The sequence below is a fragment of the Bradyrhizobium sp. CB1015 genome, from assembly GCF_025200925.1.
Taxonomy (GTDB): Bacteria; Pseudomonadota; Alphaproteobacteria; order Rhizobiales; family Xanthobacteraceae; genus Bradyrhizobium.
In genome coordinates this window covers 3,533,175-3,548,824 of sequence record NZ_CP104174.1, presented here as the reverse complement: position 1 = coordinate 3,548,824, position 15,650 = coordinate 3,533,175, and the positions used below count along the sequence as shown (strand labels likewise).

At 63.6% G+C, this 15,650-nt stretch carries 14 protein-coding genes; 7 read left to right on the top strand and 7 right to left on the bottom strand.

Annotation, left to right across the window (positions count from 1 at the left end):
• Positions 1-436 precede the first annotated feature (436 nt).
• Positions 437-817, top strand: coding sequence for a transposase (locus tag N2604_RS16195; protein ID WP_260375619.1), 381 nt, complete (start codon positions 437-439; stop codon positions 815-817).
• Positions 818-874: 57 nt separating this feature from the next.
• On the opposite strand, the gene N2604_RS16190 is transcribed toward N2604_RS16195, so the two are convergent.
• Entirely contained in the window at positions 875-2,482 is a 1,608-nt protein-coding gene (locus tag N2604_RS16190; RefSeq protein ID WP_260375618.1) for an IS1182 family transposase, read from the bottom strand.
• Positions 2,483-2,732: 250 nt separating this feature from the next.
• On the opposite strand from N2604_RS16190, the gene N2604_RS16185 reads away from it, so the two are divergent.
• Positions 2,733-3,149, top strand: coding sequence for a hypothetical protein (locus tag N2604_RS16185; protein WP_260375617.1), 417 nt, complete (start codon positions 2,733-2,735; stop codon positions 3,147-3,149).
• 252 nt (positions 3,150-3,401) lie between these two features.
• Here N2604_RS16185 and N2604_RS16180 read toward each other — a convergent pair whose 3' ends face one another.
• The 6 genes from N2604_RS16180 to N2604_RS16155 form a co-directional block, all read right to left on the bottom strand.
• On the bottom strand, positions 3,402-3,707 hold the full coding sequence (locus N2604_RS16180; protein WP_260375616.1) for a putative quinol monooxygenase: 306 nt from the start codon (positions 3,705-3,707) through the stop codon (positions 3,402-3,404).
• A gap of 80 nt (positions 3,708-3,787) precedes the next feature.
• Complete coding sequence (locus tag N2604_RS16175) at positions 3,788-4,477, bottom strand: type 1 glutamine amidotransferase domain-containing protein (protein WP_260375615.1); 690 nt, start codon at positions 4,475-4,477, stop codon at positions 3,788-3,790.
• 128 nt (positions 4,478-4,605) lie between these two features.
• Positions 4,606-5,238 (bottom strand): hypothetical protein, encoded by a 633-nt coding sequence (locus N2604_RS16170; protein WP_260375614.1) that lies wholly within the window; start codon positions 5,236-5,238, stop codon positions 4,606-4,608.
• 8 nt (positions 5,239-5,246) lie between these two features.
• Complete coding sequence (locus tag N2604_RS16165) at positions 5,247-7,493, bottom strand: xanthine dehydrogenase family protein molybdopterin-binding subunit (protein ID WP_260375613.1); 2,247 nt, start codon at positions 7,491-7,493, stop codon at positions 5,247-5,249.
• Between the two features lie 10 nt (positions 7,494-7,503).
• On the bottom strand, positions 7,504-7,968 hold the full coding sequence (locus N2604_RS16160; RefSeq protein WP_260375612.1) for a (2Fe-2S)-binding protein: 465 nt from the start codon (positions 7,966-7,968) through the stop codon (positions 7,504-7,506).
• Between the two features lie 82 nt (positions 7,969-8,050).
• Positions 8,051-8,986 (bottom strand): helix-turn-helix domain-containing protein, encoded by a 936-nt coding sequence (locus N2604_RS16155; RefSeq protein WP_260375611.1) that lies wholly within the window; start codon positions 8,984-8,986, stop codon positions 8,051-8,053.
• A gap of 344 nt (positions 8,987-9,330) precedes the next feature.
• On the opposite strand from N2604_RS16155, the gene N2604_RS16150 reads away from it, so the two are divergent.
• From N2604_RS16150 to N2604_RS16130, 5 genes are all read left to right on the top strand, one after another.
• Positions 9,331-10,086 carry an alpha/beta fold hydrolase gene (locus tag N2604_RS16150; protein ID WP_260375610.1) on the top strand — a complete coding sequence of 252 codons (756 nt, stop codon included), beginning with the start codon at positions 9,331-9,333 and terminating at the stop codon, positions 10,084-10,086.
• Positions 10,087-10,141: 55 nt separating this feature from the next.
• A complete protein-coding gene (locus tag N2604_RS16145; protein ID WP_260375609.1) occupies positions 10,142-11,155 on the top strand; it encodes an aldo/keto reductase in 1,014 nt (337 codons plus the stop codon).
• Positions 11,156-11,243: 88 nt separating this feature from the next.
• Positions 11,244-12,077, top strand: coding sequence for a VOC family protein (locus N2604_RS16140; protein ID WP_260375608.1), 834 nt, complete (start codon positions 11,244-11,246; stop codon positions 12,075-12,077).
• 13 nt (positions 12,078-12,090) lie between these two features.
• Entirely contained in the window at positions 12,091-12,573 is a 483-nt protein-coding gene (locus tag N2604_RS16135) for a putative quinol monooxygenase (protein ID WP_260375607.1), read from the top strand.
• Between the two features lie 227 nt (positions 12,574-12,800).
• Positions 12,801-15,638 carry a helix-turn-helix transcriptional regulator gene (locus N2604_RS16130; protein WP_260375606.1) on the top strand — a complete coding sequence of 946 codons (2,838 nt, stop codon included), beginning with the start codon at positions 12,801-12,803 and terminating at the stop codon, positions 15,636-15,638.
• Positions 15,639-15,650: the final 12 nt, after the last annotated feature.

Here is a 15,650-nt window from a genome sequence, read left to right as displayed (position 1 = left end):
GCTGCGCTGCGTCCGGGGCACGAGATCGCTATTGACGGTGGACATGCTTTCGCGGTCTCGCGGCGGGTTTCGCCCGAGCTTTGCTGTCTTCTTCCACCCTCGTCAAAGCAAAGGGCGTAAGGAAGGCCGGGCGCCGGCAGGCACCCGAAGTCCCGTGTGCGATGAGAATGCGCACGGGGTGGACGACAGGTGACGCCGGCATCCCGGCCTTCCCTGCGCGGATGGTCTTAACGGTGTCCTTCGTGCTCTTGTGTCCGCAAAATCTGCCAGAATGTGCGAACGGGCGGTTCTCACCAACCGCCCGTCGCTAGATCTGAGCCCGTTCGTGCTCAAAGGCCTGGGAGCCTGACGGGGAGCTAGGGACAGATCCGGTGTGTCTTCCTCAACCCGAACAGTTGCATGGGCTTCGAGCCCGGACGAGCAAGGAAGGGAGTGGATGATGGCACAAAACGATCGCATTGTCGTCGGTATCGATGTGGCCAAGGGCAAGGTGGATGCATGCATCCGCCCGTTGTCGCAACGGCAAACGTTCCCGAGCACCGCAGAGGGGCACCGCAAACTGGTGGCCTGGCTGCGCAAGCACAAAGTAGCCAAGGCGGTGATGGAGGCATCCGGCGGCTATGAGCGGGACTGGGCCAGGGTGCTGCGTCAGGCTGGCATCGAGGTGCGGATTGTCGATCCCAAGCGCGTGCGCAGCTTCGCCCGATCGGCCGGACGGCTCGCCAAGAACGATACGATCGACGCGGAGATGATCGCCTGGTTCGCCGAGACGTTCGACGAAGTATTGGACCAGATCCACGATGCCGCGCGCGATTGACCCGGATCTAGCGTGTTTTGCCCGTCGAGGCTGGGCAAGAATTGGTCGTTGGCGGGCTCATGCCGGAACGAAGCGGCCGATTTGGAGCGGCGGTCGGATATTGGTCCAGAGAGGCTCTGGAGCAACCAGGATGTGCTGGAGGAGGGCTGCGAAGATACATTGGCAAACAGCAAGCCTCTTTGCGAGGGCAGCCAGAAACCCGTCAAATCCAAGGATGTTGAGCGCACGGGTGAAATTGTAGCAGAGCGCCATCAGGCTCCATTCGCCGCGGACCTTGTCGAAGCCGCGGACCAGGAAATGACGATAGCCGGCACGGCATTTGAGCGTGCCAAACGGATGCTCGACAATCCCCGAACGACGACGCATCAGCTCGCCCGCACCCTGCATCCGTGCGCGGTGGCGTTCGAGAACATCTTCATGCTCCCAGCGACCAATGGTCCGGTAGGTGGTGGTCGGCGAGAGACAGCGGACCTTGAGCGGGCAGCTCCTGCAGATTGCTACACGGGCCGCGTAACGGATCTCAATGCGGCCGCTGGTGTTCTTTTGCCTGCTCTTGAACGGATGCAGCGGCTGGCCCGCAGGACAACGGTAGGTGTCGGTTGCACCATCATAGTTGAAGTCCTTGAGCGCAAAGCGGCCTTGCTTCTCGAGCCGCGCGCTACCTTCGGGCAGCGGTACATAGGCAATGATACCCTCGTCCTCGCAGGCCTTCAGTTCGACACTGCTGTAATAGCCCTCATCGGCCAGCGCCTGCAGTGTCTCGGCTCCAAGAGCCTTTTTGGCCGCCTTGGCCATCGCAGAGAGCTGTCGAACATCACTGCTGTCGTTGACTACCTCACTCGCGACAATGAGCTTGTGCTTGTCATCAACCGCGGTCTGCACATTGTAGCCTGCAATGCCCTGACCATTCTTGACCAGAAGCCGGGCGTCCGGATCCGTCAGCGACATTTGCGTCTCGCCACTCTCTTCCAGCCGAGCCAGATCGGCCTCGGCACGTGAACGCTTCGCCATCAGCGCCGCGACCTTCGCAGCGATATCACCGCCATCTCCTCGACCATCACCGTCCGCGCGATCCTTCCCCGGCTTCTTGGCCTCTGCCGCATCATTGTCTTCAACAGACTTGCGGTAAGCCTCGATCTCCTGGTCCAGCCTCGCGATCTGCTCGCCAAGCCGCTTGCGCGTAAAGATGGAAGCCTTGCTGGCGTCGCCGTGGAACAGGGAACCATCAATCGCTACGATCGTGCCGCCCACAAGCCCAAGCTCCCGAGCCAGCAGCACGAAGCTGCGGTTCGCGGCCTTCAGCGCCTTCCAGTTCTCCTTGCGGAAGTTGGCAATCGTCCGATAACCCGGCTTCAGTCCCTTCAGCAGCCAGATCAGCTCCAGATTGCGGCCAGATTCCCGCTCTAGCCGTCGCGACGACCTGACCTGGTTGATGTAGCCGTAAAGATAGAGCTTCAGCAGATCGGCAGGATCATACGGCGGCTGCCCGACTTCTTCCGCGCCACGATCCGCGTTACCGAAACCAAGCTTTGCAAGGTCGAGCGCGCAAACGAAGCTCTCGATTGCCCGCACCGGATTGTCCGGCCCGACATAGTCCTCAATCCGCGCAGGCAGAAGACTGGGTTGCTCCCGGCTCTCGCCGGTCTTGAATGTGCGATTCGCCATAAGACGAATCCTACATCAACTCTCAAAAAACGACGTTCTTGCCCAGCCTCGACGGGCAACGCAACCGATCGTAGCCCGGGCGGAGGGCAGCGAAGTTCGCGACCGGCGCCGGCGGATACAATACCCCGGCGCTTCGCTCCATCCAGGCGACGGCGCTTTGACGGCCCCCTGAGTGCTGATATCCTTCGGCGGAGCGGGCTCGACGAGCCATGCTGTCAATCGATCAACCAGCGCTGCCGAGAGGATGCGGATGAGAAGCGTGATGCTCCTGGCTCTCAGCCTCATGTTTGTCGGCGCCTGGTCGCACGACAGCGCCAGAGGCCAGACTTCGATCGCGCCGCCGGTTTCGCTTGCTCCGCCCGATGCATCGCCATCACGCCCGAGTGCCACCAAGCCCGCGCGGATGACGACGAACAGAGCTCCGCCGGCGGTCTCCAGCAGAGAGCCTTCCGTGATTGGCGGGCCTCAACCGATGCCGAATCCGGCCGCCGACTACGACGGCTTCAGCGTCGGCAACGTCGATGACGTTGACACCCCGAGCCGCGTGACGCCGCCTGTGCGTTCACGCGCAGCAAGGGACGCCAGGTCCAATCCAGATGCAAATGGCCTCGATCAGGAAGATGAGGCGTTAAAGCGAAAGCTGATGATCTGCCAGAACTGCAAATAGCAGGGCAATCGCATATGACTTGTGGCGGCGGCCTGCGCGCACGCCTCGTCCTTCGAGACGGCGCTTACGCGCCTCCTCAGGATGAGGCTAATCAGCATCAGTGCTCGTTGAAACTGCTGTCGCGCACTCCGCCCTCATCCTGAGGAGCCGCCCAAAGCGGGCGTCTCGAAGGAGGGCCGCGGGGAAAAATTCCCAAATGCGATAGCCCTGCTGAAATAGGGATGCGATTACTTCGAAGGTCGCTGACGCCGTTCACCTGTCCGCAACCTCGACCGCTTCCAAGACGACTGCCGTCCGATCAGCCAGCTCGGGAATTTTGGCGAGGTAAGCCTGGTAATGCGGCGAGGCTCGGTGAGCTTCGACGGCCGCAACGTCGCGGTACAGTTCATCGAGAACGTAACGATCTTCGTTCGATATGTCGCGCCAGACATCCCAACGCAGGTTGCCAGGCTCAGCCCTGGAATGCGGAGCCATACCGACAAGCAATGCGCCGAGTTCAGCGGACTTGCCCGGGCGAGCAACCAGGATAGCGGTAATCTTCGATGGCGATTGCGTCATTCGACGGCTCCCCATGCGAGGGTAAGCGCGGCTTCAGATGCCGAGCCCACCCCCTCTCGAATTCCGTACACTGCGAATCTTCAGTTTTTCGCGCCACCGCTCCTATCCTTGAGGGCGGCCAGCAACTCTTTTCCCAACGCTCCGGCGGAGGCGGGGTTCTGCCCCGTGATGAGCCGGCCATCGACCACGACGTGAGGCTGCCAATTGGCCGCGGACGAGTACTCGGCACCCTCTGCCCTCAGCGCATCCTCAAGCTCGTAAGGCACGTCGTCGCGGGCGTAGTCGTACTCTTCCTTCTTCGAGAAGGACGTGAGCTTCTTGCCGCGCACGAACGGGACGCCATCGCCAAGGTCGACGCCAAGCAGCGCGCATGGCCCGTGGCAAACAGCGGCGACGAGCTTGCCGGTGCTCCAGGCACGCACAACGGCACTCTGGACCGCTGCATTGCGCTGGATGTCCACCATGGGCCCAAGACCGCCGGGCACCAGGATGGCGTCGTAGTCCGCGGCGTCCACCTCGGACAATTTGCGACTGTGATTTAAGCGGCGAAAGGCCTTGCTCGCGAGAAAATCCTTCTGAGCGGGATCTTTCTCGTCGTACGCATCGTAAGGCGTCCACCCCCCGGCCGGCGACGCGAACTCCACCGCGACCCCAGCCTTGTCGAGCACCTCGAAAGGATGGGCGACCTCGGCGAAAAAGAAGCCGGTCTTGCGACTATGCGGACCGATCACGGCTGCGTTGGTGACAATGAAGAGGACATGTTGGGTCATGGTTTTCTCCTTTCGATAACGCTGCGCATTCGGGCGGCCGGAACACCAGGAATGGCCGACCGATATTGTTCGTTGTCGGGATCCCGGCTCTACGATTGGGATCGCCTTCGCGCGACGTAAGAGAACGGTCAGTTCGGACAGGGCTGCCCGGCTGCGCCCCACATCGCCATGTCCTTGACGTGATCCTCGAAGGTGCCCGGTGGCGTCGAGCGGCCGGCTCCGGGCGCCCAGCCGCGCGGGATGAAGCCGCTCAGCGAGGCATCGTGCCGTAAGTGCCCGACGAGACCGGCGGCGTCGCGGCCGCCATTGCGCCTGGGATCTTTCATCTGCGCGCAGATCTCGGCTCCGCTCTTGCCGAACCAGATGAAAGCCACCGGGGCCAGCTGCCAGTCGATGCCGGCGCGCGGCGGCGACGGTGCCGGCTCGTTCGCCTGGGTGGAAGTCATGTGGCAGGTCGAGCACGGGATCGCTTCCGCTCCGATGCGGCTCTCGCCGCCGTGGATGTTCATGCCATGCGGACGGGGCTTGGTTTCGCCGGCCGGCGTCCAGATCGGGATGGCCTTGCCATCGACATGGCAGTTGGCACACCGTGGATGTGTCACGACGGCCTCGATCCGTTTCCACGCCTCCAGCCCCTCGGCGCGGCTGACGCTGCCGGGCGGCAGCACGTCCTTGGCGGCCTCGTCCTTGGCCGCGACGATCCCGGTAAGGGCGGCGACGGCTGAAGCGGCCAAGACCAACGCGATCAGAGATCTCTGCATGGCCCGTCTCACACGAAATCGATGAATTTGTTGAAGGGCATTTCGCGGATGCGCTTTCCGGTCGCCGCGAAGATCGCATTGGCGAGCGCAGGCGCGGCGGGAGGCACCGGCGGCTCTCCGAGGCCCCTCACCTTCGGATCGTTCTCGAGCCCGCGAACTTCGATGACCGGGCATTGATAGATCCGCATCGCCTCATGGTGATTGTAATTGGTCTGCTGCGCTGCGCCTTTTGAGTAGGTGAGCTCGCAGTTCATGGCGTGGCCAAGTCCCCAGACGACGCCGCCCTGGACCTGGTTCTCGAAATTGACGGGATCGATCACCTTGCCGACGTCGACCGCGACCCAGACCTTGTCGATCCTGATGCCACGGTCCGTTGCCGTCACCTCGACGACCTCGGCAACCGGTGTCCCGAACGACTCCACGAAGGCGACGCCGCGGCCCCTGCCATTGCCGAGCGGCCCCTTCCAGTCCGACATCTCCGCGACCGTCTCCAGCAGCTTGCGATAATGCGGCACATTGCACATCGCGATGCGCGCCTTCATCGGATCGAGGCCGGCTGCGTGGATCAATTCGTCAATGAAGCTTTCGGTGAAGAAGCCGGCTGTGGACGCTCCCACGGACCGCCACGTGGTGCACGGCGACAGCCCTTGCGCCTCGTAGCTGATGGCACGGAAATTGGGGATGTCGTAATAGACGTTCCACGTGCCGGCGGCCAATTGAGGATCGGGATCCTTCAAGGGCGTACCCATGCGCTCGAGCAGTCCCTTGAACGGCGCCGTCGATGCCAATTGCAGATCGGTCGCAACGATCCTGCCGTTGGCAATGCTTCCCCTGTGACGCGCGATCGCAATCTGCCTGGGAATATCCTGGAGAAAGTCCTCCTCGCGCGAGAAGACGAGCTTGATCGGCGTCCCGCGCATCTGGTTGGCGATCTCGGCGAGCACACGGACGTTCTCGAATTCGAGACGATGGCCAAAGCTTCCGCCGGTCCATTGATTGTGGAAGGTGACCTGCTCCGGCTTGAGGCCGACAGCGTTCGCCGCGATGGCTTGCACCGCCTGCGGGCTTTGATGGCCGACCCAGATTTCCATGCCCTTGTCGGTGACGAGACCGATCCCGTTCAGCGGCTCGAGCGGCTGATGCGCCACGTAAGGAGCGCGATATTCCGCTTCGACGAGCTTGCCCGTCTTCAGGCCGGCTTCGACGTCGCCGACCGTCCGCCACTCCTTGCCGAGGAATTCGGGCTTGAACGATGATTCCAGCACCTTCCAATGATCGGCCTGCTCCGCCGGATAGACCGAGGGCGCCCATTCGCAATCGATCGCGTCGACCGCCTTCATGGCGTACCAGCTGTTGGTGGCGATCACCGCAACGCCGTTCTTGATCTCGAGGATCTTCTTCACTCCCGGCATCGCGCGCGCCTTGCTGGCGTCGTAGGATTTCAGCGGCTGTCCCTTGCCGGGGTTCAGCTTGACGGAGGCGTAGAGCATGCCCTCCATCTTCAGATCGATGCCGAATTGCAGTTCGCCCATCACTTTGGCGCGCACGTCGAGGCGCGTCATCGGCTTGCCCAGCATGCGCCATGTCGAGGGATCGCGCGGCTGCGCATCGAGCACCGGCGGAATTTTTGCGGCCTCGGCCGCCAGTGAGACGTACGGAATTTTGCTTCCGTCGGGCAGGATCACGTGGCCGGATTGCGTGCGGATGTCGGCGACGGCGAGGCCCGAACGTTTGGCCGCAGCTGCCTTCAACGTCTCACGCGCAACTGCCCCTGCCACGCGCAGCTTCTCATAGGTGTCCGGGATCGTGCTCGAGCCGCCCGTCATCTGCAGGCCGGATTCTCGAAGACTTTCCAGCGCCGCAGCGCGTGCCGCTTCGGCCTCAGGACTCTGGTCCGCGGCCAGGAACGGCGCCAGTTCCTCCTTGAATCCGGTGTTGAAGTAAGCGGGACTCGGGCCGGCGAAGCGGACTTCGAACTGGCCGGGGTCGAGGTCCATCTCTTCGGCGATCATGATCGGCTGCACCGAACCGACGCCCTGGCCGATGTCGGCGTGTTGCGCGATCAGCGTGATCTTGTCCGGGCTGATCTCGACCCAGGGATTGAAAGTCACGGAATTCGCGCCGAGGCCGGCGGCGAGAGGATTGCCATCGACGCTTGGCGCGGCCGCTTCGGCGTTGCCATACGCACCGAAAGCAATACCACCTGCGACCGCAGCGGAGCCGAAAACGAAAGCGCGACGCGAAAGGCGCTGCATGTGGCCCATCTCACTTCTCCGCCATCTTGTTGGCCGCAGCCGCATGGATCGCCGCACGAATCCGCGGATAGGTGCCGCAACGGCAGAGATTGCCGGACATCACCTGATTGATCTGCTCGTCCGTCGGTTTGGGGATCGAAGCAAGAAGCGAGATGGCCTGCATGATCTGGCCGGTCTGGCAGTAGCCGCATTGCGGCACCTGATGCGCGATCCAGGCCTGCAGGACCGGATGCTGATCCTTGTTGTGCAGGCCTTCCAGCGTCACGACCGATTTGCCCGCGACCTCGCCGATATGAGCCTGGCAGGACCGCACCGCCTTGCCGTCGATGTGAACGGTGCAGGCACCGCATTGCGCGACCCCGCAGCCGTATTTGGCACTGGTGATGCCGAGCTCGTCACGCAGCACCCACAACAGGGGCATCTCGGGAACGACGTCGACCTGGCGCTTGATCCCGTTCACCGTGAGCTCGATCATGCCGATATGTCCTCTCGCCTACCTGATCGCTGCAACAGCACTGCCCGACGCACGTCGAGCCGTATTTCCGAATCCTGCTGCATCATGCGCAATCCCTGCGAAATGCCGTCTCGACGCGACCGGAGTTCACCTCAGCCTGGCCGCAGCACAATTCGCGATACTGCCCCGGCGTGAGATTTGCGGCCTTGCGGAATACGCGCGTGAAATTGGCTTGGGAGCCGAAACCGAATTCCAAGGCAATCTCGACCAGGGACAAGCGGTCACGCGCGAGCTCCTGTCGCGCGGCGTGGACGCGGCGATCGGTGACGTAACGGTGCGGTGACAGTCCGGTCGCCTCGCGAAACAGCCGGGAAAAATGATAGGGGCTGAGGCAGGCCTGCGCCGCCAGATCCTCGAGCCTGACATCGCTGCCGAGAGACGCCTCGATATAGTCCAGCACGCGCTGGAGGCGCCGCGGGTCGAGCGCCGGCGACTTGTCGGGCGCGCGCCAACGGTCGATGGTGTAATTGCCCAGGAGATGCGCCGCAAGCGCGACCTGGATCCCCTCCACGAACAGCGCGTCGGTCGGCTGGCGCGGGCGATGGAGCAGATCCCGAAGCGGCGAGCAGATATGGAAGAGCACCTGGTCCGCCAGGCCGTGAGCGTAGGCGATCTCGACCTTTGCCGGGTCGATGCCGAAATCCGCAAGTGCGCTGTGGTCCAGCAGTGCCGGCGGCAGATAGAGATGAAGACATTCCATCCGGTCGGAAAGCTCGAGATGGCTCTCCTGCGTCCCCACGGGCACGAGATAACTCATCCCCGGACGCGCCAGGCTTTTCTGGATTTCACCATTGCCGGCGCGGCACACCATGCCTCCGCCCGACAGCAGCATGACGAGCTCGGTGCAGATCGGAACGGGCGTTGCCTGACGGCCCGCCTCGAACTTGCGATGCTCGATGCTCAGCCCGGGCCAATCATTGGCCTCTGCGAGCTTCTCGCTGTTCTTGTACTTCTGATCTCCATGCGTCACGAGCGCCATGACGACCTCCGCTTCGTTGCGGCGATTCCCGGCCCCGTATCGCGCGAGCGATCATTCCATCCGGTGGTGAGTTGCAGCCCGGTCACTGCCACGCCGATCGCGAATTACTCACAAGCTGCGCCAGCGAAGTCCAGAGGCGGCACGGTTAAAAGAGGTAAAAGCCAGCCAAGGCAAAGGCTTGGCGCCGGGCGCGTTCGGCTTCGAAAGCTGATCTCGTCGCACTCGTCGCACCTCAGCAAGATGCGTGCGTCATCGCGCAGGAATCGGAAATATCGCAATGCGGGCGTGGGCTAGTGAACGGCGCATCAACGGCAATGTCGCCGTATTGAGGATCGGAGCCTGTCATGAAGTCCCTTATCTTTGCGCTTGCTGCAATGTCGATCGCAACCGCCTCCGCCGCCGTCGCGGCCGAGAGGACCGTCTCCATCGTCCTCGTCCACGGCGCCTTCGTCGACGGATCGGGCTGGAAGGACACCTACGACATTCTCTCGAAGGCGGGCTATGAAGTGCTCGTCGTCCAGCAGCCGACGATCTCGCTTCGTGACGATGTCGCGGAGACCGAGCGCGTGATTGCCAAGGCGCGGCATCCGGTCATTCTCGTCGGGCATTCCTATGGTGGAATGATCATCACCGAAGCCGGCGACAATCCGAAGGTTCGCAGCCTGGTCTATCTCGCGGCATATGCTCCCGATGTCGGGGAGTCGGTCAGCTCGCTGTCGGAAGCACCCGTGCCGCCCGGCGAGCACAAGGGTCCGCTGGTCAAGGAGGGCAATTATCTCTTCGTCGAACGCGATAAATTCCCGACCGCGTTCGCCGCCGGCGTCGATGCCGCAACGGCCCGCTTCATGGCTGCGGCGCAATTGCCGTTTGGATTGCAGGCGGTGCAGACCAAGGTCGAGCGCGTGGCCTGGAAGACGAAGCCGACCTATTACATGGTGACGATGGAGGATCACATTATCCCTCCGAGCTTACTGCGCACCATGGCCAAGCGCTCGGGCGCGAAGGTGACGGAGATCAAAAGCAGCCACGCGGTGATGCTGTCGCATCCGCACGAGGTCGCGGCCTTCATCAAAAGCGCAGATGCGTCAGCGACCGACTGAGATCGGCGGCGCCGCACATGGACGGACTTGCCCTCGCAGAAAAGGACTAAGCAACATGGCCCTCAAAGATATTCTGCCGGGAAAACTGGGGTTCGGCGCGGCGCCGCTCGGAAACATGTTCCGCGACATCCCGGAGCGGGAAGCGCTCGCGACGGTGAATGCAGCCTGGGAGGACGGCATCCGCTATTTCGACACCGCGCCGTTCTACGGCGCGGGGCTTGCGGAGATCCGCATCGGCGCCGCGCTCGCCGGCCGGCCGCGGAGCGACTACGTCCTCAGCACCAAGGTCGGCCGTCTGATCCTGGACGAGATCGAGGATGTCGATGCCCGCGACCTCGGCGAGAAGGGCGGCGTCTTCAGACACGGACGCCCGAACCGGATCGTGAACGACTATTCCCGGGATGGAACGTTGCGCTCGATCGAGGACAGCCTGAAGCGGCTCGCGACCTCCCACATCGACGTCGCTTTCGTGCACGACGTTGCGCAGGATTTCTACGGCGACGAGTGGCTCTCAGTGTTCGAAAGCGCCCGCAAGGGCGCCTTCAGAGCGCTCGACCGGCTGCGCGACGAGGGCGTGATCAAGGCGTGGGGACTCGGTGTCAACCGGGTCGAGCCGATCGAGCTGCTGCTCGCGCTGGACGAGCCGCGCCCCGACGGCTTTCTGCTCGCGGGCCGATACACGCTGCTCGACCACGCAAGGGCGCTGCAGCGGGTGATGCCCATGGTCGCGGAGCATGAGCTCGCCATCGTCGTCGGCGGCCCCTACAGTTCTGGCGCACTCGTCGGCGGCCCGAACTTCGAATATGCGCCGGCGCCTCCCGAAATCCTCCAGAAGGTGGCGCGGATCAAAGCGATCGCGGACCGCTATGGCATCGGCATGAAAGCGGCCGGCCTGCAGTTCGCGCTCGCCAATCCGGTGGTCGCGGCCGTTATTCCCGGTGCGAGCCGCCCGGGCCGCATCGCCGAGGATCGCGCTGCGCTCGAGGAAGCCATCCCGGCAGACTTCTGGCGCGAGCTCCGCTCCGGGGGGCTGGTCAGCCCCGCAGCTCCGCTTCCCGCCGCCGATTGAAAGCCCGAGGGCGGCAGGTTCACCCCGGCCAAGCACTGCTGCGGCCGACAGGACAACGCAGACCAATCCGCCGATCTAGGAGAACGACATGACAGATGCAGCCGACAACCCCACCGACATGGACCGCCGCGCCTTGCTTCAGACCGCCGGCGCCGCCGTCGTCACTGGCCTCGTCGCCGGCACGGCCATCGACGCACGGGCCGCGACCCAGGATGCCGAGCGCGACGAGGCGCCGCTCGGCGCGCGGCTTCAGGGCGTCCAGCATTTCGGGCTGACGGTCCAGAACATGGAGCGGGCGTACCAGTTCTACACGGAGGTTCTTGGCGGCACCGAGGTGTTCCGGCACGGCGACTTCCAGGGCGACGGGGTGCAGAACACGCTGCTGGCCGACCAGGAGATCGAGGCGAACGCACGCGGGGTCAATCCGCGAACCATCGGCGTGCCCGACTTGCGCAGCGGGGCACAGCGGCTCGATGTCCGCTTCATCCAGTTCGACAACATGGTGCTGGAGCTGCTGCAATATCGCGAGGCTGATCAGCCCATGGGCAGCGCCAAGAGTTTCGCCGAACCGGTGGAGCACATGAGCCCTGCTTTCCCGCGCATGATGCACATCTGCTTCTATGTTCGCGACGATGTCGACTTCAACAAGTTCATTGCCGATCTCGAAGCGGAATCGGCGCGCCGCGGCATGACGCAGGTGAGAGCGAACCGCACCATTCGCGTCATGACGGAGGCGGATCGCAAGGCCGCGCCCCGCAACACCAACACGAACCGGGTGACGGCTGAACCTTCGAACGGCTGGGAGCTGATCTACTGCAAGGGACCGGAGGGCGAGCAGCTCGAATTCGTCAAGGCGCTCGGCCCGGTCAAGAAGCGCTTCAGCGAGGCCTTGGCAAAACGGCAACAGAAGATCGTGCGCTAGACATTCGTGCGGAGTGGCTGTCAGTGCCTTAGCTGGTCACTCTGCGATCCAATCACATGTCAAGGACTTCACCATGCAAACTCTCATCCGCAACTCGCTTGCCGTCCTGCTGATCGCCGCCTCCACGGCGCCGGCGACGCTTTCGGCCGCGGCTCAGGAAGCGCCGCGCGTGCACTATCAGGAGATCCCGGAGGGTGCATATTCCGTGGTGGCCCAGGTGCGCGCCAAGCCTGGAAAAGGAGACATGCTGCGCGCCGCCACCTTGCCGCTGATCGACCTGGTCCGCAGCGATCCCAAGAACCTGATCTATTTCCTTCAGGAAGACCGCGCCAAGCCCGGCCACTTCATCTTTTACGAAGTGTTCGCCAGCCAGGCCGATTTCGACGCACACAACGCGATGCCTTATGTGAAGGATTGGTTCGCCAAGCTTCCGGAACTTGCCGACGGCGGCGTCGAAGTCATGCGCATGGCCGTTCTTGGCAAGCCTAAAAAATAGCCGCCCCTCCCGCGCGAGCGCTTTGTCGCGATCGTCGTCCTGCGGCAAATCGTACAACTCGGGGGTGCTCTCTTCAAAAATTTCGCAGTGCATGATAATACCATTCGATCGGTTCGATCGATTGGCCATGATCAATGCGGGCTGCCACGGAGACACGACAACGGGGCACAGGCCGGCGGGAGCTCACCTACTGCTTCGGCCCATTTCGACTGATACCTAGCCGCCAGTTGCTCCTTGTCAAAGGGCGCCCCGTCAAGCTCGGTGGACGCGCATTCGAGCTTTTGCAGCTGCTGGTGCAGCGCTGCGGCGAGCTGGTCAGCAAGACTGAGCTGATGGCGGCGGCCTGGCCGGGCACCTTCCTCCACGACAGCAATCTCAAGGTCAACATGTGGAGCTTGCGGCGTTCGCTGGGAGATACCCAGATCGAGCCCGTCTACATCGCGACCGTGGCGCGCCGCGGATACAAGTTCATCGCGGAGGTGCAGATCAGCATCGGCGAGATCGAGGACGATCTTGCGCTCGCCGAACCGCTCCCCTCGCCCAGTCCGCCATTGCTGCGCGGCATCGTTGGTCGTGAAGCCGAAATCGACGAAATCACCGGTCTGTTGGCCGGCAACAGGCACGTGACTCTGGCTGGCGCGGGAGGAATCGGCAAGACGACGGTTGCCTTGGCTGTAGCCCAGGCGTTTGCGCCACAGTGCCGCGACGGCGTCTGCTTCGTCGATCTCGCAACGATCTCCGACCCGACTTTGTTCGGCGCCGCACTGGTGACAGCCCTCGGCATCAGGGGCAATCCGGACAACAGCCTGGCTGCGGCCATCGACTATCTGAGACCGCGGCAGATGCTGGTCATTCTGGACAATTGCGAGCACGTCCTGCCGGCCACGACGATCTTCGCCGGCAGGTTCATGGCTGACACATCGCCGTCCAGGCTGCTTGCGACGAGCCGAGAACCGCTCGGCACCGCCACCGAACATGTCGTCCGGCTCGGCTCGCTGGTCTCACCAAAACCCGGCCAGACCCTGACCGCCGATCAAGCCGTCAGGTTCCCGGCAGTGCAGTTGTTCGTTAGCCGCGCCGCCGAATGGGCGGACTACCAATTCGTCGACGATGATTGCGAGGCCGTCGCCGCAATCTGCCACTCGCTCGACGGCCTCCCGCTGGCCATCGAATTGGCGGCAGCCCAAATCGGCAGGTTCAATCCTCGCCAATTGGTGCAGTTACTCGACCAGAATCTGGGTTTTCGTGCCCCCGCGGCCGATGGCGCGCCGCCGCGCCATGAAACGCTGATGGCGACGATCGACTGGAGCTTCAGGCTGCTGTCGCAGCGCGAAGCCAGACTGTTCGGCCTGCTCTCGGTGTTCAGCGACGCGTTCGAGGTTGAGGACGCGGTCTTCGTCGCCGAGGCGGCAGGGCTCACGGCAGTCGACGTCGTCACCGGCCTCGGCAGTCTCGTTGCCAAATCGCTTCTGAGCGCGCAGGCACATGGCGCAAGCCTCCGCTACCGCCTGCTCGACAGCACATGCCGCTATGCGGGCGAGCGGCGCCGGGCCGATCCTGCCTGCGACCAGGCGCTGCGTCGTCATGCGCAACGTGTCCTCACGCTGTTCGAACAATCCGAGGAGGAGTGGAAATGGCGCGAGCCGGCCGATTGGACCCAGCGCTACCTTGGTCGCATCGCCGACTTGCGCGCCGCCCTTTCATGGGCATTCGGCGAGCACGGCGATCCCGTGCTCGGGATCAGGCTCACGGTTGCGGCGATCACCTTGTGGTCGGAAACGTCGATCCTGTCGGAAGCGCAGGCGCGGTTGGCGGATGCGCTCGCATTGGCCAAGACCGTCCCGTGCGACGATCTGTCGAAGACAAAGCTCGCCTGCGCCCTTGGATGGAGCCTATTCTACGCCCGTAAAATGTCGAACGAGAACGAGATTGCCTGGCTCGATGCCATTCTCTTTGCAAGGCGGGCCGGCAACATCGAATATCAGCAGCGGGCCCTGGTCGGCTTCGGCTTCTACCTGTTGCAGATTGGCGAGGTCGCGCGCGCCACGACTTATCTCGAGGAAGCCACGGAGCTCGCCGACCGTGACCGCGACCTCACGGCAACGTCCGAAGCCGATCGGGCACTCGCCTGGGCCCGCGCTTTTGCCGGCGAGTTGAGCAAGAGCCGCCCGGTTCTCGATCGCCTCGCGGCGACTTATTCGCTGGCAGAGAGCCGTTCGCGCAAGGATGCGAACGAAGTCTACCGGTTCATCACCGTCCGCTTCAACCTGCCTTTCGTGGCGTGGATGCAGGGACAAGCCGACTACGCGGCGAGGCTGGCCAAGGACGCCGTCGACGCCGCTGATCGCAGCGGCCATTGGGTGTCGCAGTCGAATGCACTCGGCCTCGCCGCACTTCCTGTCGCGCTCGAAACCGGCAATCTGGACGCGCTCGCAAGCTACACCGAGCGACTGCGCCGCAACCTGGAACGCGAGCGCATCTCACGCTGGGTTCCGGTCGAGCGTTATTTCTCCGCCTGCCTTCGCGACCGGCGGGGCGATCCACGCGCGGTGGAGGATATTCGAGCTGCGATCGACGAGCTGATTGAATGCCGGTTCTTGATGCGGATCGGCAGCTATCTCGCGGTCCTCGCCCGCGTCTATCTGAAGCAGGAGCGGATCGCGGAAGCGCGCCAAGCCATCACGCGGGCGATCGAGCATCAGGAACGCCAGGGCGAGCGCTGGTGCCGGTCGGAACTCCAGAGGGTTGACGCCGCGATCCTTCTCCAGGCGGGCGAGCCGCTGCGCGCCGAAAAGCGGCTCCAGCAAGCGCTGGCCGAGGCGCGCGCCATCGGCGCGACGACATTCCAGTTGCGGATCGCTGCCGATCTCGCCGCACACTGGATCGCGACCGGCCGCAGATCCAAGGCTGTCCGGCTGCTCGCGCCGATCTATGGCGAGTTCACCGAGGGCTTCGAGACGCCGGATCTGCTTGCGGCCAAGCACCTGCTGGAGCGCGTGCGGCCGACCGCGGGCGGCTGCGGCGACCATCACAGGATGGAGCCGGTGCACGCTCGCGACGCATAGCTGGCCTACCGC

Coding starts and splice junctions, on each gene's coding strand:
- N2604_RS16165 (WP_260375613.1), bottom strand. CDS start 7,493: ATGCAGCGCCTTTCGCGTCGCGCTTTCGTTTTCGGCTCCGCTGCGGTC.
- N2604_RS16160 (WP_260375612.1), bottom strand. CDS start 7,968: ATGATCGAGCTCACGGTGAACGGGATCAAGCGCCAGGTCGACGTCGTT.
- N2604_RS16175 (WP_260375615.1), bottom strand. CDS start 4,477: ATGACCCAACATGTCCTCTTCATTGTCACCAACGCAGCCGTGATCGGT.
- N2604_RS16150 (WP_260375610.1), top strand. CDS start 9,331: ATGAAGTCCCTTATCTTTGCGCTTGCTGCAATGTCGATCGCAACCGCC.
- N2604_RS16185 (WP_260375617.1), top strand. CDS start 2,733: ATGAGAAGCGTGATGCTCCTGGCTCTCAGCCTCATGTTTGTCGGCGCC.
- N2604_RS16170 (WP_260375614.1), bottom strand. CDS start 5,238: ATGCAGAGATCTCTGATCGCGTTGGTCTTGGCCGCTTCAGCCGTCGCC.
- N2604_RS16190 (WP_260375618.1), bottom strand. CDS start 2,482: ATGGCGAATCGCACATTCAAGACCGGCGAGAGCCGGGAGCAACCCAGT.
- N2604_RS16195 (WP_260375619.1), top strand. CDS start 437: ATGATGGCACAAAACGATCGCATTGTCGTCGGTATCGATGTGGCCAAG.
- N2604_RS16145 (WP_260375609.1), top strand. CDS start 10,142: ATGGCCCTCAAAGATATTCTGCCGGGAAAACTGGGGTTCGGCGCGGCG.
- N2604_RS16180 (WP_260375616.1), bottom strand. CDS start 3,707: ATGACGCAATCGCCATCGAAGATTACCGCTATCCTGGTTGCTCGCCCG.
- N2604_RS16140 (WP_260375608.1), top strand. CDS start 11,244: ATGACAGATGCAGCCGACAACCCCACCGACATGGACCGCCGCGCCTTG.
- N2604_RS16155 (WP_260375611.1), bottom strand. CDS start 8,986: ATGGCGCTCGTGACGCATGGAGATCAGAAGTACAAGAACAGCGAGAAG.